Source organism: Streptomyces sp. NPDC014870, assembly GCF_043081505.1.
In the GTDB taxonomy this organism is placed as follows: Bacteria; Actinomycetota; Actinomycetes; order Streptomycetales; family Streptomycetaceae; genus Streptomyces.
In genome coordinates, this window is sequence record NZ_JBIBWQ010000013.1 from 18,650 (window position 1) to 38,186 (window position 19,537).

A 19,537-nucleotide genomic window follows, 5' to 3' on the forward strand; every position below is an offset into this window, starting at 1 on the left:
GACACGACGGTCCAGGGACGGCAAGGGCACAACGCGGGCAGCCGTCGAGGTGGTCTCGGCGTTGGGCCCCCGTTGTGCCCTGGCGTGCGGAGTCCGCGGTCAGCGGTAGTTCACGAACTGGATCGCGAAGTCGAAGTCCTTGCCCTTGAGCAGCGCCTGCACCGCCTGCAGGTCGTCACGGCTCTTCGAGCTGACCCGGAGCTCGTCGCCCTGGACCTGCGCCTTGACGCCCTTGGGGCCCTCGTCACGGATGACCTTGGAGACCTTCTTGGCGTTCTCCTGCGAGATGCCCTCGACGACCGACGCGAAGAGCTTGTACTCCTTGCCGGACAGCTGCGGCTCACCGTCGACGTCCAGCGACTTCAGCGAGATCCCGCGCTTGATCAGCTTGGTCTGGAAGATGTCGAGGATCGCCATCACGCGCTCCTCGCCGTTCGCCTGCATCAGGATCTTCTCGCCCGACCAGGAGATCGAGGCGTTGGTGCCCTTGAAGTCGTAGCGCTGGGAGATCTCCTTGACGGCCTGGTTGAGGGCGTTGTCGACCTCCTGCCGCTCGACCTTGGAGACGATGTCGAAACTGGAGTCGGCCATGACGTGTGGCTCCTTGCGTCGAATGCGTTGCGGTTGCGTGGCGTACGAGGCAAGCCTAGTCAGTCGATCACCCGCGGACCGCTGATCAATCCGGTGGCGAAGCACCCCTGAGGATCAGGTATCGTTTACGTCGTTGCCCCGGAACACCGCCGAAAAGCGGCTCCGAGCAGCGACATCCCATGGCGGTGTGCCCGAGTGGCCAATGGGAGCGGACTGTAAATCCGTCGGCTTAGCCTACCCAGGTTCGAATCCTGGCGCCGCCACGCGATGGAGAAGGTCCCCGGTGTTCGCACCGGGGACCTTCTTCGTTTTAGGGCAGGGGATGAGGGCCGTGAGGGGTCGGTGGGTCAGTTGCCCGCTACGGCCTTTACCGCGACCGTGACCGGGGTCGAGCCGCCGATCAGTTCCAGGGTCAGGCCCGCCGTCGCCGGGGTGTCCAGGAGTTCGGCCAGGACCGCCGCCACGTCGTCGCGGGTGACCGGGCCCCGGCCCGTCGTCGCCTCCAGGCGGACCAGGCCCTTGCCCGCGTCGTTCGTCAGCATGCCGGGGCGCAGGATCGTCCAGTTCAGGGCGCCACGCGCGCGTACGGCGTCGTCCGCGGCGCCCTTGGCGCGCAGGTAGACGTCGAAGACCTCGTCGCCCGGGTGGCCGGAGTCGGCGCCCATCGACGAGACCACGATGTACCGGCGTACGCCCGCCCGTTCCGCCGCGTCGGCGAAGAGGACCGCCGCCCCGCGGTCCACCGTGTCCTTGCGGCCCACTCCGCTGCCCGGGCCCGCGCCCGCCGCGAAGACGGCCGCGTCCGCGCCCCGCAGGGCCGCCGCGACGTCCTCGACGGTCGCCGACTCCAGGTCCAGGACGATCGGTTCCGCGCCGGCCGCCCGCAGGTCCTCCGCCTGGTCCGGGTTTCTGATGAGCCCCGCGGGCTCGTGCCCCGCCGCGGCGAGCAACCGCTCCAGACGCAGGGCGATCTGACCGTGTCCTCCAGCGATGACAATGCGCATACTCACGACCGTACGACGGGACCGGCCGGAGGGCTTCCCGGATCGGGGCGTTCCGGCCGCGCCTGCCGCGGCAGGTCGAGCGCCGCCGCCGAGTCGCAGTACTCCCGTACGGCGCTGGTCCGCGCCACCACCCGGCCCCGGTGCACCACGATCCGGCTGTACGCCAGGGACAGCACGCCCGACAGGCGCTCTCCGCGCACCGCGAGCAACTCGGCCGGAAAGCCGGCCTCCACACGTACCTCCGCGAGCCCCATCGCCCCGCGCGCCGCCGTGCTCACCGCCCCGTAGGCGTCCTCGACGGCCATCCCGCCGAGCGAGGAGAGCAGGTACGCCGCCTCCAGCGGGTCCCCGCGCCCCACCGGGTTGGAGACGTCCCGCAGCGCCCCGCTGCCGGCCGCGAGCCGCACCCCCGCCGACCGCAGCAGCCGCACCGGGGCGGCGCCGCGCCGCTCGGTCGCCTCGCAGCCGCCCTGGGGCAGGCACACCACCGTCACGCCGGCCGCCGCCAGCTGGTCCGCCGCCCGCCGCGCCGCGTCCGGGGGCAGCCGGGAGAGCCCGGCGCACGGGCCGATCGTCACGCCGGGCCGCAAGCCCCCCGCCATGGCCGCGAACCGGGCGAGCCGCGCCGGGTCGTCGGCGTCGGTGTGCAGGTCGACCGGGCAGCCCTGCTCGGCCGCCACCTCCAGGACCGCCTCCACGTAGCCGGCCGGGTCCGGATCGAGGTCCGGGCAGCCGCCCACCACGCTCGCGCCCATCTTCACGGCGTCCCGGAGCATCGCGAGGCCGTCCGCGCCCGCCGTGCCGGTCAGCAGCCGGGGCACCGCGACCGTCGTCAGGTCCACCAGGCCGCGCAGCGAGCGCCGGGCCTGGAGCACGGCCTCCAGCGGTCCGAGGCCGTGGACGTCGCCGATCCGCACATGGCCGCGCTGCGCGGTCGCGCCGTGGCCGAGCTGGAGCAGCGCCGCCTCGGTGGCCCGCCGCTGCACCTCCTCGGGGGCGTACGAGACGGGGCCGGGGGAGGGGCCCGGGGCGTCGGCGCTGAGCGCCGTGTCGGCGTGGGCGTGCGGTTCGGCGGGGGCCGGGAGCAGCAGATAGCCGGCCAGGTCGACGCGGGCGCCGACGGCGGTCAGGCTGCCCGCCGTGCCCACGGCCTCGATCCGGCTGCCGACCAGCCGTACGTCGACGGTCCGGCCGTCCGTGAGCCGTGCGTTGGAGAGCAGGAGCGAGGTGGCGTCGGTGGTGGCGGCGGACCGGTCGTCGGGCGGCTGGGGCTGCTTGCTGTCGGCTGACATCGGCCTCCTCAAGGCTCCTCGAGCTCACGGTCAGGTTCAGCTCAAGATCAAGATCACGCAGCGTGGGGCCGAGCCTAGGGGCGGTGCGGCCGCCCTTCGAGGAGGTGGGCAATAGTCGTACTGATGAGGCCACGTGTGGCGTACCTGTGGGGTGCATGTGGCCTGCGGGGCGCCCGTGGGGCGCCTGCGAGGTGCGCGGGATCGGAGCCCGTACGGGGTGCCGGGCGGCACGCGCGCGTGCCCGTCGACGGGGGCGACGAAACGGATTTGGGCGATCGGCGGAGGACCGTGTAATGTCTTCATCGCTCGCCCCAATAGCTCAGTCGGTAGAGCGTCTCCATGGTAAGGAGAAGGTCTACGGTTCGATTCCGTATTGGGGCTCTGGTGAGAAGGAACCCACCCTCGGGTGGGAACCGGATCATCAAAGCGGTGTAGCTCAGTCGGTAGAGCAAGCGGCTCATAATCGCTGTGTCACCGGTTCAAGTCCGGTCACCGCTACACACGGTAGCCGATTGTGGGGTCGGTCCTTCGATCGGCTACTCTTTTATGCGTTCATCCGTCCATCCGTCCGTCAAGGAGCACTCACGTGGCTGCCACCGACGTCCGCCCGAAGATCACGCTGGCCTGCGTGGAGTGCAAGGAGCGGAACTACATCACCAAGAAGAACCGGCGTAACAACCCGGACCGTCTTGAGATGAAGAAGCACTGCCCTCGCTGCAACTCGCACACTGCGCACCGCGAGACGCGCTAATCAGGCTCGTTCACGAGGCCGTCCCCGCCAGGGGGCGGCCTCGTGTCGTTTGTCGGCAACAAATCCAGGAGGTATCGAGTCCATGGCGCTCGACCAGTCCTTCGTGGGCCGGACCTATCCGCCCACCGCGCCCTACGAGGTCGGCCGGGAGAAGATCCGTGAGTTCGCCGAGGCGATCGCCGACGCGAATCCGGCCTACGTCGACCAGGAAGCGGCGAAGGCCCTCGGCCACCCCGATGTGATCGCCCCGCCTACCTTTGTGTTCGCGATCACGTTCAAGGCGGCCGGGCAGGTCGTCGAGGACCCGCAGCTGGGCCTGGACTACAGCCGCGTGGTGCACGGCGACCAGAAGTTCGTCTACACCCGGCCCGTGCGCGCCGGCGACCGGCTCTCGGTCACCACGACCATCGAGGCGATCAAGTCGCTCGCGGGCAACGACATCCTGGACATCCGCGGTGAGGTGCACGACGCGACCGGCGAGCACGTCGTGACCGCCTGGACCAAGCTCGTGTCCCGCGCGCCCGAGGAGGCCTGAGCCATGACCGCGAAGATCGCTTACGACGACGTCGAGGTCGGCACCGAGCTCCCGGCGGCCACCTTCCCCGTGACGCGCGCCACGCTCGTGCGGTACGCCGGTGCCTCGGGGGACTTCAACCCGATCCACTGGAACGAGAAGTTCGCCCGCGAGGTCGGCCTGCCGGACGTCATCGCGCACGGCATGTTCACCATGGCCGAGGCCGTCCGCGTCGTCACAGACTGGGCCGGCGACCCGGCCTCGGTCGTCGAGTACGGCGTGCGCTTCACCAAGCCCGTGGTCGTGCCGAACGACGACGAGGGCGCCCTGATCGAGGTCAGCGCCAAGGTCGCGGCGAAGCTCGACGACGGTCTGGTCCGGGTCGACCTGACCGCGATGTCGGCCGGGCAGAAGGTCCTGGGCATGTCCCGGGCCGTGGTCCGGCTCGCGTAACCGCAGCGCCAGAAGGAAGGGGCGGCCGCCTCGCGTGGTCGCCCCTCTCCCCGCGCTTGCATTGTTAGTGACTGAGTACTAACTTCGAAATATGGCCAGGATGAGTGCGGAGGAGCGACGCGAGAGCGTGATCCGTGCCGCCATGAGCGAGTTCAGCCGCGGCGGGTACTACGGCACGTCCACCGAGGCGATCGCCAAGCGCGTCGGCGTCTCGCAGCCGTACCTCTTCCGTCTCTTCCCCGGGAAGAGGGCGATCTTCCTCGCCGCCTCCGAGCGCTGCATCTCCGAGACCATCAAGGTCTTCGAGGACGCCTCGGAGGGGCTGTCGGGGGAGGAGGCCCTGCATGCCATGGCCGACGCGTACACGAGGATCATCGCGGAGGACCCGGACCGGCTCCTGATGCAGATGCAGGTGTACGTGGCGGTCGCCGCCGCCGAGAGGGCCGGTGACCACGAGTTCGGCGAGACCGTACGGGCCGGCTGGATGCGGCTCTGGGAGAGCGTCCGCGCGGCGCTCGGCGCCGACGTGAGCGAGACCACGACCTTCCTGGCGTACGGGATGCTCATCAACACCCTTGTCGCCATGGGCTTCCCGCCCGAGCACCGGGTCTGGGAGGGCTTCTACCCCTCTTCCAGGCGCGACGGCCGGCCGGCGGAGTAGTCCGACACCGTTTCCACGGTTCGGTGCTTCTCCATGGCCAGGAAAGTTAGTCAGCAATAACTAACCAACGGTACGAGAGGCAGAGCAATGAACCAGCCCGCAGCCCGCCGCGGTTCCGCCGTCTGGGCCCTCGTCATCACCAGCGTCGCCGGATTCATGGCGGCCCTCGACAACCTCGTCGTCACCACCGCCCTGCCCTCGATCCGCGAGGACCTCGGGGGCGCGCTCCACGACCTCGAATGGACCGTGAGCGCGTACACCCTCACGTTCGCCGTCCTGCTCATGTTCGGCGCCGCCCTCGGCGACCGCTTCGGCCGCCGCAGGCTCTTCGTCGTGGGCATCGCGGTCTTCACGCTCGCCTCCGCCGGCGCCGCCCTCGCCCCCGGCATCGACGCGCTGATCGCCGCCCGGGCCGTGCAGGGCGTCGGCGCCGCGATCATGATGCCGCTCACCCTCACCCTGCTCACCGCGGCCGTCCCGGCCGCCAAGCGCGGCATGGCGTTCGGCATCTGGGGCGCCGTCAACGGACTCGCCGTCGCCTCCGGACCCCTCATCGGCGGCAGCCTCACCGAGCACATCTCCTGGCAGTGGATCTTCTGGCTGAACGTTCCGCTCGGCCTCGCCCTGCTGCCGCTCGCCCGGCTGCGCCTGGCCGAGTCCTACGGCACCGGTGCCCGCCTCGACGTCGTCGGCACCCTCCTCGCCAGCGGCGGCCTCTTCGGCATCGTGTACGCGCTGATCCGCGGCCCGATCGACGGCTGGACCTCCGCGACCGTGCTCACCGGGCTCGTCGTGGGCGCCGCGCTGCTCGCCGGCTTCGTCCGCCACGGCATACGCGGCAAGGCCCCCATGCTGCCCATGCGGCTGTTCCGGAGCCGCGCCTTCGCCGGGATCAACGCGGCCAGCCTGCTGATGTTCCTCGGCATGTTCGGCTCGATCTTCCTGCTCAGCCAGTACATGCAGGGCGTCCTCGGCTACTCGCCCACCGAGGCGGGACTGCGGATGCTGCCCTGGACCGGCATGCCCATGATCGTCGCGCCGATCGCGGGCGCCCTGTCCGACCGGATCGGCGGCCGCCCGGTCGTCGCCGCCGGTCTCGTCCTGCAGGCCCTGGGACTCGCCTGGTTCGCGCTCGTCGTCACCGCCGACGTCTCGTACGCCGCCCAGCTCCCCGCCCTGATCATCAGCGGCGTCGGCATGGCGCTCTACTTCGCCCCGGCGGCCAACCTGGTCATGTCCAGCGTCCGCCCGTCCGAGCAGGGCATCGCGTCCGGCGCGAACAACGCCCTGCGCGAGGTCGGCGGCGCACTCGGCGTCGCGGTGATGGCCTCGATCTTCGCGGCGCAGGGCGGATACGGATCCGCGCAGCAGTTCGTCGACGGCCTGCAGCCCGCGCTCTGGGTCGGCTCGGGGGCCGTGGCCCTCGGCGCGGTCGCCGTCCTCTTCGCGCCGTCCCGGCGCCGGCAGGAGCGGGAGAAGGCGGGGGCGCGGGCGGAAACCGAGGGGGCCGGTACCGAGGCCGACGGCGGCAAGCGGGACGTGGTCGCCGCCTGACACCGAGCGGGCCGGACCCCGGGACGCAGCCGATCCAGCCGATCCGGCTACGTACCCGGGGCCCGGCCCGGTCGCGCACGGCGGGCGCGGGCCACAGCCCGTTGCGTGCGCCATGGCCCGTACTCTTGAGCGCGTGCAGGAACTCCACGACGCCCCCCTCGCCCCCCTGACCACCTTCCGGCTCGGCGGCCCCGCCGCGCGGCTCGTCACGGCCGTCACCGACGACGAGGTGATCGCCGTCGTCCGCGAGGCCGACCGCGCGGGCACCCCGCTGCTGGTCATCGGTGGCGGATCCAACCTGGTCATCGGAGACAAGGGCTTCGACGGAACCGCCCTGCGCATCGCCACGACCGGCTTCGCGCTCGACGGCACGAGGCTGGAGCTCGCCGCGGGCGAGGTCTGGACGGACGCCGTCGCGCGCACCGTCGAGGCCGGGCTCGCCGGCATCGAGTGCCTGGCCGGGATTCCCGGCTCCGCGGGAGCGACCCCGATCCAGAACGTGGGCGCGTACGGGCAGGACGTCTCGGCGACGATCACCGAGGTCGTCGCGTACGACCGCCGCGCCGAGGAGACCGTCACCCTCACCAACGCCGAGTGCGCCTTCTCGTACCGCCACAGCCGGTTCAAGGACGACCCGGAGCGTTACGTCGTGCTGCGCGTCCGCTTCGATCTCGAGGACGCGGACGGGTTGTCCGCGCCGATCAAGTACGCCGAGACCGCCCGCGCCCTCGGCGTCGAGGCCGGGGACCGCGTCCCGCTGGCGCGGGCCCGGGAGACGGTCCTCGCCCTGCGCGCCGGGAAGGGCATGGTCCTGGACCCGGCCGACCACGACACCTGGTCCTCCGGCTCCTTCTTCACCAACCCCATCCTGACGGCGGGGGAGTACGAGACCTTCCTCACGCGCGTCGCCGGGCGCCTCGGCCCGGACGTCACTCCGCCCGCCTACCCGGCGGGCGAGGACGGGCAGGTCAAGACCTCGGCCGCCTGGCTCATCGACAAGGCCGGCTTCACCAAGGGGTACGGCACCGGTCCCGCCCGTATCTCCACCAAGCACACCCTCGCGCTCACCAACCGCGGCGAGGCCACCACCGAGGACCTCCTCGCGCTCGCCCGCGAGGTCGTCGCCGGCGTGCGGGACGCCTTCGGGGTCACGCTCGTCAACGAGCCGGTGACGGTCGGCGTCAGCGTCTGAGGGCCCCCGGATCCGACGTGGGTTGGATCCAATAGATCGGATCCAACTCATCGGATCCGATCTGATGGCTCCGGCCCATTGGATCCGATCTATTGGATCCGATCTATTGGATCCGATCTATTGGATCCGATCTATTGGATCCAATCCCATGGATCCAATCCCATGGATCCAAAAATCCGTGGAACCCTTCGCGCTCCCCATGTTGTCGAGTGAGTGACAGGCTCCCGGGAAGCGGGGCCGCATGCTCGTCGAGGGGGAGCCGTGGAGGGGACCGGCCCACCGGAGTTCGCCGACTTCGCGGAGTCGGCGTACGCCTCACTCCTGCGCACCGCGCGGCTCCTGACCGGGGATCCGCACGCCGCCGAGGACCTCGTCCAGGCCGCGCTGGTCAAGGTCTACCTGCGCTGGGGCGGCGCGGGCCGCTGGGACTCGCCCCAGGCCTACGCCCGCAAGGTCGTCGTCAACCTCTACGCGACCTGGCGTCGCCGCCGCTGGCACACCGAGGTCGTGCGCCCCGGCGACGAGGGCGCGTCCGTGCCCGGTGCGCACGACATGGCCGACGGCGCCGACGCGCGCCTCGAACTGGCACGGGCGCTCGCCACGCTGCCGCGCGCGCAGCGCGCGGTGGTGGTGCTCCGCTTCTACGAGGACCTGTCCGTGGAACAGACGGCCGCGCTGCTCGGCTGCTCGCCCGGGACGGTCAAGAGCCGGACCAACAGGGCCCTGGAACGGCTGCGCGCCACCGGCGCGCTCGCCGGATACGTGGGAACGGGAAGGGGCGCGTGATGGACGACTCCGAGGACTCCCTGCGGCGCGGACTGCGCGACCTGGCCGCGGACACGGGTACGGACACGGGTGCGGACCAGGACACGAGCACCGTGCCCGTCGACGCCCTCAGCACCGCCAGCACCGTCAACACGGTCAACACCGTCATCGGGCGTGGTCGGCGTATCCGGCACCTGCGGCGCTCCCTCGCCGCCGGCGCGGCGACCCTCGCGATCGCGGGCGGCTCGGTCCTGGGCGTCCGCTGGGCGGACCCGGCCCCCGTGGCCACGCCCACGCCGCCGCCGTCGGAGCCCGCCACACCCTCGTACCCGTACGAGGGCGAGTACCGGCCCCAGCCGCCCTCGGGCCCCGGCGACCCGCTGGACACCGGGCCCCGCGTACCGGTCGAGAACACGCGCTACCGGTACGACCTCTCCGCCGCCTGCGACCTGCGGTACGCCGTCTTCGGCGGGCGCGTCTGGGAGCGGGTGGACGGGGGTTCCGCGGTCACGGTGCGGTGGGCGGACGACCGCCTGCGGGGGTACATGAGCTGGACGGACGGCCTCCGGGACCGCGTGGAGCCGGACACCGCGGTCTTCGAGACCGACACGTCCGCTCTGACCGGCCTGCGCTTCCGCCCGCTGGCCGGGGCCGCGCCGGAGTGCCTGGCCAAGGAGCCCGCGCGGCGCCACCGGGAGGCCCCGGCGGCCACCCTCGGCCCGGAGCGGCCCGTGCCGGGCGTGCGCTACCCGTACGACATGACCAAGGAGTGCGACATGCGGTACGCGGTCTTCGCGGGGCGCCTGTGGCGGGCCGAGGGCGACGGGCGCTCGCAGACGATCATCGACTGGGTGAACGACCTCCCCCTGGCGGCCTTCATGACCCTGGTGTCGGATCGGAAGGCGGTCTTCGAGTGGCCGTCCGGGCCTCTGGACACCCCGCGCACGACGACGTACCGCCCGGTGGAGGCGCGGGGCGACGACTGCCCGTGAGAGAGCGCCCCCAGCCTCCAGTCCCAGCCTCCAGTCCCCGCCCTCAGTACGCCACGCCCACCGGCTGTCCGATCGTCGCCGGGTCGTCGATCATCGCCAGCATGGCGTGGGCGACATCGGCGCGGGCGAGGGAGCGGCCCCGAGGCGGGGTGCCGCCGACGACCGAGCGGTAGCGGCCGGTGACGGGCTTGTCGGTCAGTTTCGGCGGACGGACGGAGGTCCACCGGGTGCCGCTCGCCGCCACCTCGGCCTCCATCACGCGCAGGTCGGCGTAGGTGTCCTTGAAGACCGCGTTGACGATCGCGAGCGCGGCCTTGTCGACGAAGGACTGGCCGTCCGGGACGGGGCCCAGCGGGGCCGCGCTGACCACGAGCAGCCGCCGGACGTCCTCGGCGTCCATCGCCGCGAGAACCGAGCGCGTGAGCTTGGCGGCGATGCCGGCGTCCGCGCGGCCGCGGGCGCCGAGGCCCGAGAGCACGGCGTCCTTGCCCGCGACCGCTCCGCGCAGCGCGCCGGGGTCCGTGAGGTCGGCGCGGAACACCTCCAGGCGCTCGCCGGTGACCGGGAGCCGCGCCGGGTCGCGGACGACGGCCGTCACGTCGTGGCCCGCGTCGAGCGCCTGGCGGACGATCTCCCGGCCGACTCCGCCGGTCGCTCCGAAGACGGTGAGCTTCATGACGCACCTCGCACTGCATCGGGTGGGTAAGTGTTCACTCACCACTAGAGTGGGTGAGTACTCACTCACCCGTCAAGTGTGGTTGGAGCCCGCGTGGACCAGGACCAGAAGCCGACCCGCGTCCGGATCGTCAGCGCGGCCCACGACCTCATGCGCACCGCAGGCCTGGCCCGCACCACGACGAAGGAGATCGCCAAGGCCGCGGGCTGCTCGGAGGCGGCGCTCTACAAGTACTTCCCGAGCAAGGAGGACCTGTTCGTGACGGTCCTCAACGAGCGGCTGCCCCAGCTCGGCGGACTCCTCGGCACCCTCGTCACCGACCCGGGCGGCCGGAGCGTGGAGGAGAACCTCACCGAGATCGCCCGCCAGGCCGCGCTCTTCTACGAGCAGACCTTCCCGATCGCCGCCTCGCTCTACGCCGAGCCCCGCCTCAAGCGTCGCCACGACGCGATCATGCGCGAGCTGGGAGCGGGCCCCCACCGCCCGATCGAGGGCCTCGCCGCCTACCTCCGCGCCGAGCAGCAGCACGGCCGCATCGGGCCCGGCGCCGACCCGCTGGCCGCCGCCTCCCTGCTCCTGGGCGCCTGCGTCCAGCGCGCCTTCGCCTGGGAGATGACCGGCGACGGCCGCCCCCCGCAGGACCTCGACACCTTCGCCGGCTCGCTCGCCCGCACCCTGATCGCGGGCATCGGCCAGGGCATCGGGCAAGGCAGCGGCGAAGGCCAGGAAGAGCCCCAGGGCCTTCGGCCCTAGCCCGCCGGGGCCGCCAGCCAGTCGTCGACGCCCGACAGGAGCTTGTGCCGTACGTCCTCCGGAGCCGCCGAGGCCCGGATCGACTGGCGGGCCAGCTCGGCCAGCTCCGGGTCCGTGAAGGCGTGGTGGCGACGGGCGATCTCGTACTGGGCGGCCAGCCGCGACCCGAAGAGCAGCGGGTCGTCCGCGCCCAGGGCCATCGGGACACCGGCCTCGAAGAGCGTCCGCAGCGGGACGTCCTCATGCTTCTCGTACACCCCGAGGGCCACGTTCGACGCCGGGCACACCTCGCAGGTCACGGCCTTCTCGGCGAGCTTGCGCAGCACCCGGGGGTCCTCCGCCGCCCGCACCCCGTGGCCGATCCGCGCCGCCCGGAGGTCGTCCAGGCAGTCCCGTACGGACGAGGGACCCGTCAGCTCGCCGCCGTGCGGGGCCGCCAGCAGGCCCCCCTCGCGGGCGATCGCGAAGGCCCGGTCGAAGTCGCGGGCCATGCCCCGGCGCTCGTCGTTGGAGAGCCCGAAGCCGACCACACCCCGGTCCGCGTACCGCACGGCGAGCCGGGCGAGCGTACGGGCCTCCAGCGGGTGCTTCATCCGGTTCGCCGCCACCAGGACCCGCATCCCCAGGCCGGTCTCCCGCGCGGCCGAGTCGACCGCGTCCAGGATGATCTCCATGGCCGGGATCAGACCGCCGAGCAGCGGGGCGTACGAGGTCGGGTCGACCTGGATCTCCAGCCACCCCGAGCCGTCCCGGACGTCCTCCTGAGCCGCCTCGCGCACGAGGCGGCGGATGTCCTCGGGCTCCCGCAGGCAGGACCGGGCGATGTCGTAGAGGCGCTGGAAGCGGAACCAGCCGCGCTCGTCGGTGGCCCGCAGCTTCGGCGGGGTACCGCTGCTCAACGCCTCCGGGAGATGGACGCCGTACTTGTCCGCCAGCTCGATGAGCGTCGTGGACCGCATCGAACCCGTGAAGTGCAGATGCAGATGGGCCTTGGGCAGCAGGGTGATGTCGCGGGAAACGTGCTCGGAAACGTGCTCCATTGAAGGATTTTGCCGCACCCGAATGGACGAACACAGCCCCTTTCCCCGATCGGGACCTTGCTAGAACGTAAAAACGGGCCCCCGGTTCCGGAGAACCAGGGGCCCGAGGGCGGAGCCGCGACTAGTCGCGGGCCTCCGCCAGCAGCTTCTGGATCCGGGACACGCCCTCCACCAGGTCCTCGTCACCGAGGGCGTACGAGAGCCGCAGGTAGCCGGGGGTGCCGAAGGCCTCGCCCGGGACGACCGCGACCTCGGCCTCGTCCAGGATCAGGGCGGCCAGCTCGACCGAGCTCTGCGGGCGCTTGCCGCGGATCTCCTTGCCGAGCAGCGCCTTCACCGACGGGTACACGTAGAACGCGCCCTCGGGCGTCGGGCACAGGACGCCGTCGATCTCGTTGAGCATCCGCACGATGGTCTGCCGGCGCCGGTCGAAGGCGCGGCCCATCTCCGCGACGGCCTCCAGGTCGCCCGAGACGGCGGCGAGGGCGGCGGCCTGCGCGACGTTGCTCACGTTCGACGTGGCGTGCGACTGCAGGTTCGTCGCGGCCTTCACGACGTCCTTCGGGCCGATGATCCACCCCACGCGCCAGCCGGTCATCGCGTACGTCTTGGCGACACCGTTGACCACGATGCACTTGTCGCGCAGCTCCGGCATGACCGCCGGCAGGGAGACGGCGGAGGCGCCGCCGTAGACCAGGTGCTCGTAGATCTCGTCCGTGAGCACCCACAGACCGTGCTCGACGGCCCAGCGGCCGATCGCCTCGGTCTCGGCCTCGCTGTACACGGCGCCGGTCGGGTTCGACGGGGAGACGAACAGGACGACCTTGGTCCGCTCCGTACGCGCCGCCTCCAGCTGCTCCACCGAGACGCGGTAGCCGGTGGTCTCGTCGGCGACGACCTCGACCGGGACACCGCCCGCGAGCCGGATCGACTCGGGGTACGTCGTCCAGTACGGGGCCGGGACGATGACCTCGTCGCCCGGGTCGAGGATCGCGGCGAAGGCCTCGTAGATCGCCTGCTTGCCGCCGTTGGTCACCAGGACCTGGGAGGCGTCGACCTCGTAGCCGGAGTCGCGCAGCGTCTTCGCGACGATCGCGGCCTTCAGCTCCGGCAGACCGCCGGCCGGCGTGTAGCGGTGGAACTTCGGGTTCTTGCACGCCTCGACGGCGGCTTCGACGATGTAGTCCGGGGTCGGGAAGTCGGGCTCACCCGCGCCGAAACCGATCACCGGGCGCCCGGCGGCCTTGAGGGCCTTGGCCTTGGCGTCGACGGCGAGGGTCGCGGACTCGGAGATCGCACCGATGCGGGCGGAGACCCGGCGCTCGGTCGGAGGGGTAGCAGCGCTCATACGGCCCATGCTCCCAGACCCGCTTCCCGCCCGGCACACAGGTTTCAGGGAGCGGACAGGAACGGTCATTCCTGGTCGTAGGCGGGTCGGCGGGGAGCCCCGGCTGCTTTCTGTTCGACGCGGGGCTCATGAACACGTACACTCACTGCTCGTTGGGCCTCACCGACCACGTCTCACGATGCGGTAGGTTGGGGAAGCCACAAAGGGTCGTAGCTCAATTGGTAGAGCACCGGTCTCCAAAACCGGCGGTTGGGGGTTCAAGTCCCTCCGGCCCTGCTACACACACCGCCAGGATGTGTGCGCATGTACGTACTTCAATGCACCGCCGTGCGGATCCACCCGGCACGGCACTGCCATGACCCGGGATCAGGTGAGAAGCGTGACGGACGCCGTGGGCTCCATCGACATGCCTGATGCCGAGGACGAGGCGCCGGACTCGAAGAAGAAGGCCCGCAAGGGCGGCAAGCGCGGCAAGAAGGGCCCTCTGGGCCGTCTCGCGCTCTTCTACCGCCAGATCGTCGCGGAGCTTCGCAAGGTCGTCTGGCCCACTCGCAGCCAGCTGACGACGTACACCACGGTAGTGATTGTCTTCGTTGTCATCATGATCGGCCTTGTCACCGTGATTGACTATGGCTTCCAGGAAGCAGTCAAGTACGTCTTCGGCTGACTTCTTGTTCCACCCCATCTGTAACCAGGAAGAAGCAGCCACGTGTCTGACCCGAACCTGAACGAGTCTGTGTCCGAGGACGAGCTCGACATCCTCGAGGCGGCCGACGAGGACCAGGCCGAGGCTGCTGACGCCGCTGCGGGCGAGGCTGCCGAAGAGGCCGCCCTCCACATCGAGGACGAGTCCGACGTCGAGGACGAGGACACCGACGAGGACGCGTCCGACGACGCCGACGTCGAGGAGTCCGACGAGGACGACGAGGACTCCGACGTCGAGGCCGAGGCCGAGACCGACGAAGAGGTCGTCGAGGTCGAGGAGGAGCCCGCCGCTCCCGTCGACCCGATCCAGGCGCTGCGTGACGAACTCCGCGGCCTGCCCGGCGAGTGGTACGTGATCCACACCTACGCGGGCTACGAGAAGCGCGTGAAGGCCAACCTGGAGCAGCGCGCCGTCTCGCTGAACGTCGAGGAGTTCATCTACCAGGCCGAGGTGCCCGAGGAAGAGATCGTCCAGATCAAGAACGGCGAGCGCAAGAACGTCCGGCAGAACAAGCTGCCCGGCTACGTGCTCGTCCGCATGGATCTGACGAACGAGTCCTGGGGCGTCGTCCGCAACACCCCCGGCGTCACCGGCTTCGTGGGCAACGCCTACGACCCGTACCCGCTGACCCTGGACGAGATCGTCAAGATGCTCGCCCCCGAGGCCGAGGAGAAGGCCGCCCGCGAGGCCGCCGAGGCCGAGGGCAAGCCGGCTCCGGCCCGCAAGGTCACCGTCGAGGTCCTGGACTTCGAGGTCGGCGACTCGGTCACCGTCACCGACGGCCCCTTCGCCACCCTCCAGGCCACGATCAACGAGATCAACGCCGACTCGAAGAAGGTCAAGGGCCTCGTCGAGATCTTCGGTCGCGAGACCCCGGTCGAGCTCAGCTTCGACCAGATCCAGAAGAACTGACCCTCACGGGCACATCGGTTCACCACGGTTTTCCGACCAGGTCAGAGTGGCTCTCAGAGCCGCTCTGACCTGCTCGGTTTTTAGCCGCACTGCTATACCCGTTATCGTGGTGCGGTATGCCTCCATCCGGATGACCGGATGGCGGGCTGAACACTCTCACTAGGACCCGGAGAGAGCAATGCCTCCCAAGAAGAAGAAGGTCACGGGGCTTATCAAGCTCCAGATCAACGCTGGTGCGGCCAACCCGGCCCCGCCGGTCGGCCCCGCGCTCGGTCAGCACGGCGTCAACATCATGGAGTTCTGCAAGGCCTACAACGCCGCGACCGAGTCGCAGCGTGGCATGGTCGTGCCGGTGGAGATCACGGTCTACGAGGACCGCACCTTCACCTTCATCACCAAGACTCCGCCGGCCGCCAAGCTGATCCTCAAGGCCGCGGGTGTGGCCAAGGGCTCCGCCGAGCCGCACAAGACCAAGGTGGCCAAGCTGACGGCCGCCCAGGTCCGCGAGATCGCCACGGTCAAGCTGCCCGACCTGAACACCACCGACCTTGAGGCCGCGTCGAAGATCGTCGCCGGCACCGCCCGTTCCATGGGCATCACGGTCGAGGGCTGATCACCCCCTCGTGACCTCCAGTGGTAGGGCCGGCGCGGCCCGCACCACGACTCCATACCTGAACCAACAGGAGCAGAAGTGAAGCGCAGCAAGGCTCTCCGCGGCGCGGACGCCAAGGTCGACCGGGAGCGGAACTACGCCCCCCTCGAGGCCGTCCGTCTCGCCAAGGACACCGCCACCACCAAGTTCGACGGCACCGTCGAGGTCGCCTTCCGCCTGGGTGTCGACCCGCGCAAGGCCGACCAGATGGTCCGTGGCACCGTGAACCTCCCGCACGGCACCGGTAAGACCGCCCGGGTCCTGGTCTTCGCGACCGGTGACCGTGCCGAGGCCGCGATCGCCGCTGGCGCCGACATCGTCGGTTCCGACGAGCTCATCGACGAGATCTCCAAGGGCCAGCGCCTGAACGAGTTCGACGCCGTCGTCGCCACCCCGGACCTCATGGGCAAGGTCGGCCGCCTCGGCCGCGTCCTCGGCCCGCGTGGTCTCATGCCGAACCCGAAGACCGGCACCGTCACCCCCGATGTCGCGAAGGCTGTCAACGACATCAAGGGCGGCAAGATCGAGTTCCGCGTCGACAAGCACTCGAACCTGCACTTCATCATCGGCAAGGTCTCCTTCGACGAGACGAAGCTGGTCGAGAACTACGCCGCGGCTCTGGAGGAGATCCTCCGTCTGAAGCCGTCCGCCGCCAAGGGCCGCTACATCAAGAAGGCGACCTTGACGACGACGATGGGCCCCGGCATCCCGCTGGACTCCAACCGCACCCGCAACCTCCTCGTCGAGGAGGACCCGGCCGCGGTCTGAGCCCTTCCGGCTCACTGAGTGGTCAAGCCGGCCCCCAGCCCCCCTCCGGAGGGGCCGGGGGCCGGCTTTTCACGTTGCGGGGCCGTCCTGGCGGTGGGATACCGTACGGATGACCGGTTAAGTGAAGATTTTTTGGGGTGGGGACTCATGGGCAAGGCCTCGTGGAAGCGCGCCGGCGTCTCGCTGGTCGCCGTGGCCGTCGTGGTCGGCGTCGCGGGCTGTCAGGACGGCGACGAGGGCAAGAAGAAGGCCGCTGAGGCGCCGGCGAAGCCGCAGCTGCAGACGCAGGCCGCGGTCACCAAGGTCATCCAGGCCGCGTTCGAGAAGACCTCGGCGGCCAAGTCGGCCAAGGTCAGGATGACCATGACGATGCCGGCCGGCCTGGAGGGCGGCGGCACGATGGAGATGACCGGCGTCCAGGGCTGGGACCCGGCGCTCATGGACATGACCGTCAAGGGCTCGATGATGGGCGCCGGGGACCCCGACGCCCCCGAGCAGGTGCGCATGATCATGCTCGACGGCGCGATGTACATGGACCTGGGCACCAAGGCGGCCGCCGAGATGGACGGCAAGCGCTGGATGAAGCTCGACCTCAAGGCCGCCGCGGAGCTGTCCGGGGACAAGAACCTCCAGAAGTCGATGACCGGCGGCCTGGAGAACATGAACCAGGACCCGGCCAAGCAGATCGCCCTGATGCTGGACTCGCCGAACCTGAAGCACGTGGGCCCCGAGAAGGTCGACGGCGTGGAGACCCAGCACTACAAGGGCTCGCTGACCCTGGAGCAGATGGTCGCCACCAACAAGTCCCTCGACGTGCTCTCCGAGCAGGAGCGCAAGGACCTCATCGCGAACATCAAGAAGTCCGGCGTCACGGGGTACGACACCGAGCTGTGGGTGAACGGCGACGGCTACCCGGTGAAGATGGACATCGGGATGAAGACGCCCCAGGGCGCGGTCTCGATCGAGGCCCACTACTCCGACTACGGCGCCAAGGCGGCCGTCCAGGCCCCGCCGGCCAAGGACACCGTCGACCTCTTCAAGATGCTCAAGGAGATCGGCGAGGCGGGCGGCGAGGGCGCCGGACAGGCCTGAGCCGGCTGGGCCGTACGGGCGGATTTGCTCCCCGCCGTATGCGTCGCGTACTCTTCCACAGAAGCCAAAGACCGCTGGTCGTTGCCGTGCTCTCGCAGAGGGTCCGGTGGCCGAAGGTTCGCTGAGATGCGAACGGCCCGCGCAGGTGATCGTGGAAGAGTTCCCGGTTCGTTTCGATCCGGTCGAGCTGTGCCCCGTGCGCCTGCGCCGGGGCGTTTTTCATTGTTCAGCCCCTTCTGAGCGGTCCTCATCACCCGGAAGGAGGCCGACGCTCTATGGCAAGGCCCGACAAGGCTGCCGCGGTAGCCGAGCTCAAGGACATGTTCCTGAGCTCGAGCGCCGTCGTGGTGACCGAGTACCGGGGTCTCACCGTGGCCCAGCTCAAGACGCTGCGCCGTTCGCTCGGTGAGAACGCCCAGTACGCCGTGGTGAAGAACACGCTGACCAAGATTGCGGCCAACGAGGCCGGGATCACCTCGCTCGACGACCAGTTCAACGGTCCGACGGGCGCCGCCTTCATCACCGGTGACCCGGTGGAGTCGGCGAAGGGTCTTCGTGACTTCGCCAAGGACAACCCGAATCTCATCATCAAGGGCGGTGTCCTTGATGGTAAGGCGCTCTCCGCCGATGAGATCAAGAAGCTTGCGGACCTCGAGTCCCGCGAGGTTCTGCTCAGCAAGCTGGCCGGTGCCTTCAAGGGCAAGCAGTCCCAGACTGCTTCGCTCCTCCAGGCGCTGCCGTCGAAGTTCGTCCGCACCGCGGAGGCGCTTCGCGTCAAGCTCGCCGAGCAGGGCGGTGCCGAGTAATTCGGCTCGCGCAATGATCGCCGCCCACTAGGGCGACGGTCGCAGCGGGCCGAACGTACGCCCGCCTACATGTACATCCGGCACCTGCCGAATTAGTGGAAGGACGCCATCATGGCGAAGCTGTCCCAGGATGACCTGCTCGCGCAGTTCGAGGAGATGACCCTCATCGAGCTCTCCGAGTTCGTGAAGGCCTTCGAGGAGAAGTTCGACGTCACCGCCGCCGCGGCCGTCGCCGTTGCCGGCCCCGCCACCGGTGGCCCGGCCGCCGAGGCCGTCGAGGAGCAGGACGAGTTCGACGTCATCCTCGAGGGTGCGGGCGACAAGAAGATCCAGGTCATCAAGGTCGTGCGTGAGCTCACCTCCCTGGGCCTGAAGGAGGCCAAGGACCTCGTCGACGGCACCCCGAAGCCGGTCCTCGAGAAGGTCGCCAAGGAGGCCGCGGAGAAGGCTGCCGAGTCCCTCAAGGCCGCCGGCGCCTCCGTCACGGTCAAGTAAGACCCTGCGAGTCTCCTGACTCGTTCTGGCGCCTCTCAGGCGCCTCGCCAAGGGCGATCACCCATCCGGGTGGTCGCCCTTCGGCGTGCTCGCGCACGGGCGTGGCGGCGGTCGTGGGAGCCGTCCGGGGCGGAGTATGGTGATCTTCGCCGTGCGCCCCGCTGACCGGGGGGCCTTGACGAACCGGACGCAGCGCGCAATTCTCAGGACGCGTCGTCACAACGATCCGTATCCGAGGCATGGATCGACGGCGGAACGGGCAGTATCGAGGTGCGCCGCACGGCGCGAGGTACCGCGGAGTTGAGAACAACGAGGGTCGCGAAAAACTCGCCCTGGACATCAGTGGGCCAAGTGGCTACACTGACCCTTTGCGCTGCCTGTTAGCTGCCCCCTGCCCGTCACCTGGGGCATACCCTCGCGAGAGCATTGTCGGCAGACCTGACCTGACCTGGGCTTTTGGCCAAATCGGGAAATGTCTGCCCCTGTGCGTCGCTGGGGACCGGTACGCGCGTAGTGAGTC

At 70.1% G+C, this 19,537-nt stretch carries 22 protein-coding genes and 4 tRNA genes; 20 read left to right on the top strand and 6 right to left on the bottom strand.

Annotated features, from left to right (window positions below):
* Positions 1-99: 99 nt before the first annotated feature.
* The gene (locus tag ACF09C_RS31900; protein WP_362430021.1) at positions 100-591 is read right to left on the bottom strand and encodes a YajQ family cyclic di-GMP-binding protein; all 492 of its coding nucleotides are present in this window, start codon (positions 589-591) and stop codon (positions 100-102) included.
* Between the two features lie 181 nt (positions 592-772).
* On the opposite strand from ACF09C_RS31900, the gene ACF09C_RS31905 reads away from it, so the two are divergent.
* Positions 773-854, top strand: a tRNA-Tyr gene (locus ACF09C_RS31905).
* Positions 855-938: 84 nt separating this feature from the next.
* On the opposite strand, the gene ACF09C_RS31910 is transcribed toward ACF09C_RS31905, so the two are convergent.
* Both ACF09C_RS31910 and ACF09C_RS31915 read right to left on the bottom strand, forming a co-directional pair.
* A complete protein-coding gene (locus ACF09C_RS31910; protein WP_392096575.1) occupies positions 939-1,595 on the bottom strand; it encodes an SDR family oxidoreductase in 657 nt (218 codons plus the stop codon).
* Positions 1,596-1,597: 2 nt separating this feature from the next.
* Positions 1,598-2,887 carry an amidohydrolase family protein gene (locus tag ACF09C_RS31915; protein ID WP_392096576.1) on the bottom strand — a complete coding sequence of 430 codons (1,290 nt, stop codon included), beginning with the start codon at positions 2,885-2,887 and terminating at the stop codon, positions 1,598-1,600.
* 308 nt (positions 2,888-3,195) lie between these two features.
* Between ACF09C_RS31915 and ACF09C_RS31920 the strand changes: the two genes are divergently transcribed.
* The 10 genes from ACF09C_RS31920 to ACF09C_RS31965 all read left to right on the top strand — a co-directional run bounded on the left by ACF09C_RS31920 (position 3,196) and on the right by ACF09C_RS31965 (position 9,769).
* Positions 3,196-3,268: transfer RNA gene (locus tag ACF09C_RS31920), tRNA-Thr, on the top strand.
* Between the two features lie 44 nt (positions 3,269-3,312).
* Positions 3,313-3,385: transfer RNA gene (locus ACF09C_RS31925), tRNA-Met, on the top strand.
* 88 nt (positions 3,386-3,473) lie between these two features.
* Positions 3,474-3,638, top strand: a complete 165-nt coding sequence (gene rpmG, locus ACF09C_RS31930; protein WP_003956487.1) for a 50S ribosomal protein L33 — start codon at positions 3,474-3,476, stop codon at positions 3,636-3,638.
* Between the two features lie 82 nt (positions 3,639-3,720).
* Positions 3,721-4,173, top strand: a complete 453-nt coding sequence (locus ACF09C_RS31935; RefSeq protein ID WP_362418420.1) for a MaoC family dehydratase N-terminal domain-containing protein — start codon at positions 3,721-3,723, stop codon at positions 4,171-4,173.
* Between the two features lie 3 nt (positions 4,174-4,176).
* On the top strand, positions 4,177-4,605 hold the full coding sequence (locus tag ACF09C_RS31940; RefSeq protein ID WP_392096578.1) for a MaoC family dehydratase: 429 nt from the start codon (positions 4,177-4,179) through the stop codon (positions 4,603-4,605).
* Positions 4,606-4,696: 91 nt separating this feature from the next.
* Entirely contained in the window at positions 4,697-5,266 is a 570-nt protein-coding gene (locus ACF09C_RS31945; protein ID WP_392096580.1) for a TetR/AcrR family transcriptional regulator, read from the top strand.
* Between the two features lie 87 nt (positions 5,267-5,353).
* Positions 5,354-6,820 (top strand): MFS transporter, encoded by a 1,467-nt coding sequence (locus tag ACF09C_RS31950; RefSeq protein WP_392096581.1) that lies wholly within the window; start codon positions 5,354-5,356, stop codon positions 6,818-6,820.
* 112 nt (positions 6,821-6,932) lie between these two features.
* The gene (locus ACF09C_RS31955; RefSeq protein ID WP_392096583.1) at positions 6,933-8,012 is read left to right on the top strand and encodes a UDP-N-acetylmuramate dehydrogenase; all 1,080 of its coding nucleotides are present in this window, start codon (positions 6,933-6,935) and stop codon (positions 8,010-8,012) included.
* A 261-nt stretch (positions 8,013-8,273) separates the two neighbouring features.
* Complete coding sequence (locus ACF09C_RS31960; RefSeq protein WP_392096585.1) at positions 8,274-8,798, top strand: SigE family RNA polymerase sigma factor; 525 nt, start codon at positions 8,274-8,276, stop codon at positions 8,796-8,798.
* The gene (locus ACF09C_RS31965; protein ID WP_392096587.1) at positions 8,798-9,769 is read left to right on the top strand and encodes a hypothetical protein; all 972 of its coding nucleotides are present in this window, start codon (positions 8,798-8,800) and stop codon (positions 9,767-9,769) included. The genes ACF09C_RS31960 and ACF09C_RS31965 overlap by 1 nt, the downstream gene beginning before the upstream one ends.
* Positions 9,770-9,812: 43 nt before the next feature.
* On the opposite strand, the gene ACF09C_RS31970 is transcribed toward ACF09C_RS31965, so the two are convergent.
* A complete protein-coding gene (locus ACF09C_RS31970) occupies positions 9,813-10,445 on the bottom strand; it encodes an NAD(P)-dependent oxidoreductase (RefSeq protein ID WP_392096588.1) in 633 nt (210 codons plus the stop codon).
* Between the two features lie 93 nt (positions 10,446-10,538).
* On the opposite strand from ACF09C_RS31970, the gene ACF09C_RS31975 reads away from it, so the two are divergent.
* Positions 10,539-11,198, top strand: a complete 660-nt coding sequence (locus ACF09C_RS31975) for a TetR/AcrR family transcriptional regulator (RefSeq protein ID WP_392096590.1) — start codon at positions 10,539-10,541, stop codon at positions 11,196-11,198.
* Here ACF09C_RS31975 and ACF09C_RS31980 read toward each other — a convergent pair.
* Together ACF09C_RS31980 and ACF09C_RS31985 are read right to left on the bottom strand one after the other, a co-directional pair.
* The gene (locus ACF09C_RS31980; RefSeq protein WP_392096592.1) at positions 11,195-12,238 is read right to left on the bottom strand and encodes an adenosine deaminase; all 1,044 of its coding nucleotides are present in this window, start codon (positions 12,236-12,238) and stop codon (positions 11,195-11,197) included. The genes ACF09C_RS31975 and ACF09C_RS31980 overlap by 4 nt on opposite strands.
* A 121-nt stretch (positions 12,239-12,359) precedes the next feature.
* Positions 12,360-13,586 (bottom strand): pyridoxal phosphate-dependent aminotransferase, encoded by a 1,227-nt coding sequence (locus ACF09C_RS31985; RefSeq protein ID WP_362418390.1) that lies wholly within the window; start codon positions 13,584-13,586, stop codon positions 12,360-12,362.
* A 203-nt stretch (positions 13,587-13,789) separates the two neighbouring features.
* Between ACF09C_RS31985 and ACF09C_RS31990 the strand changes: the two genes are divergently transcribed.
* From ACF09C_RS31990 to rplL, 8 genes are all read left to right on the top strand, one after another.
* Positions 13,790-13,862, top strand: a tRNA-Trp gene (locus tag ACF09C_RS31990).
* Positions 13,863-13,965: 103 nt separating this feature from the next.
* Positions 13,966-14,253, top strand: coding sequence for a preprotein translocase subunit SecE (gene secE / locus ACF09C_RS31995; RefSeq protein ID WP_137993978.1), 288 nt, complete (start codon positions 13,966-13,968; stop codon positions 14,251-14,253).
* A 42-nt stretch (positions 14,254-14,295) separates the two neighbouring features.
* Positions 14,296-15,204, top strand: coding sequence for a transcription termination/antitermination protein NusG (gene nusG, locus ACF09C_RS32000; RefSeq protein ID WP_392096594.1), 909 nt, complete (start codon positions 14,296-14,298; stop codon positions 15,202-15,204).
* A gap of 178 nt (positions 15,205-15,382) precedes the next feature.
* Positions 15,383-15,817 carry a 50S ribosomal protein L11 gene (rplK, locus tag ACF09C_RS32005; RefSeq protein ID WP_392096595.1) on the top strand — a complete coding sequence of 145 codons (435 nt, stop codon included), beginning with the start codon at positions 15,383-15,385 and terminating at the stop codon, positions 15,815-15,817.
* A gap of 78 nt (positions 15,818-15,895) precedes the next feature.
* The gene (gene rplA / locus ACF09C_RS32010; RefSeq protein WP_392096597.1) at positions 15,896-16,624 is read left to right on the top strand and encodes a 50S ribosomal protein L1; all 729 of its coding nucleotides are present in this window, start codon (positions 15,896-15,898) and stop codon (positions 16,622-16,624) included.
* Positions 16,625-16,771: 147 nt separating this feature from the next.
* Positions 16,772-17,716 carry a hypothetical protein gene (locus ACF09C_RS32015; RefSeq protein ID WP_392096599.1) on the top strand — a complete coding sequence of 315 codons (945 nt, stop codon included), beginning with the start codon at positions 16,772-16,774 and terminating at the stop codon, positions 17,714-17,716.
* A gap of 275 nt (positions 17,717-17,991) precedes the next feature.
* The gene (rplJ, locus tag ACF09C_RS32020) at positions 17,992-18,522 is read left to right on the top strand and encodes a 50S ribosomal protein L10 (protein WP_362418377.1); all 531 of its coding nucleotides are present in this window, start codon (positions 17,992-17,994) and stop codon (positions 18,520-18,522) included.
* Positions 18,523-18,633: 111 nt separating this feature from the next.
* Positions 18,634-19,017, top strand: a complete 384-nt coding sequence (gene rplL, locus ACF09C_RS32025) for a 50S ribosomal protein L7/L12 (RefSeq protein ID WP_392096600.1) — start codon at positions 18,634-18,636, stop codon at positions 19,015-19,017.
* The last annotated feature ends 520 nt before the right edge of the window (positions 19,018-19,537 follow it).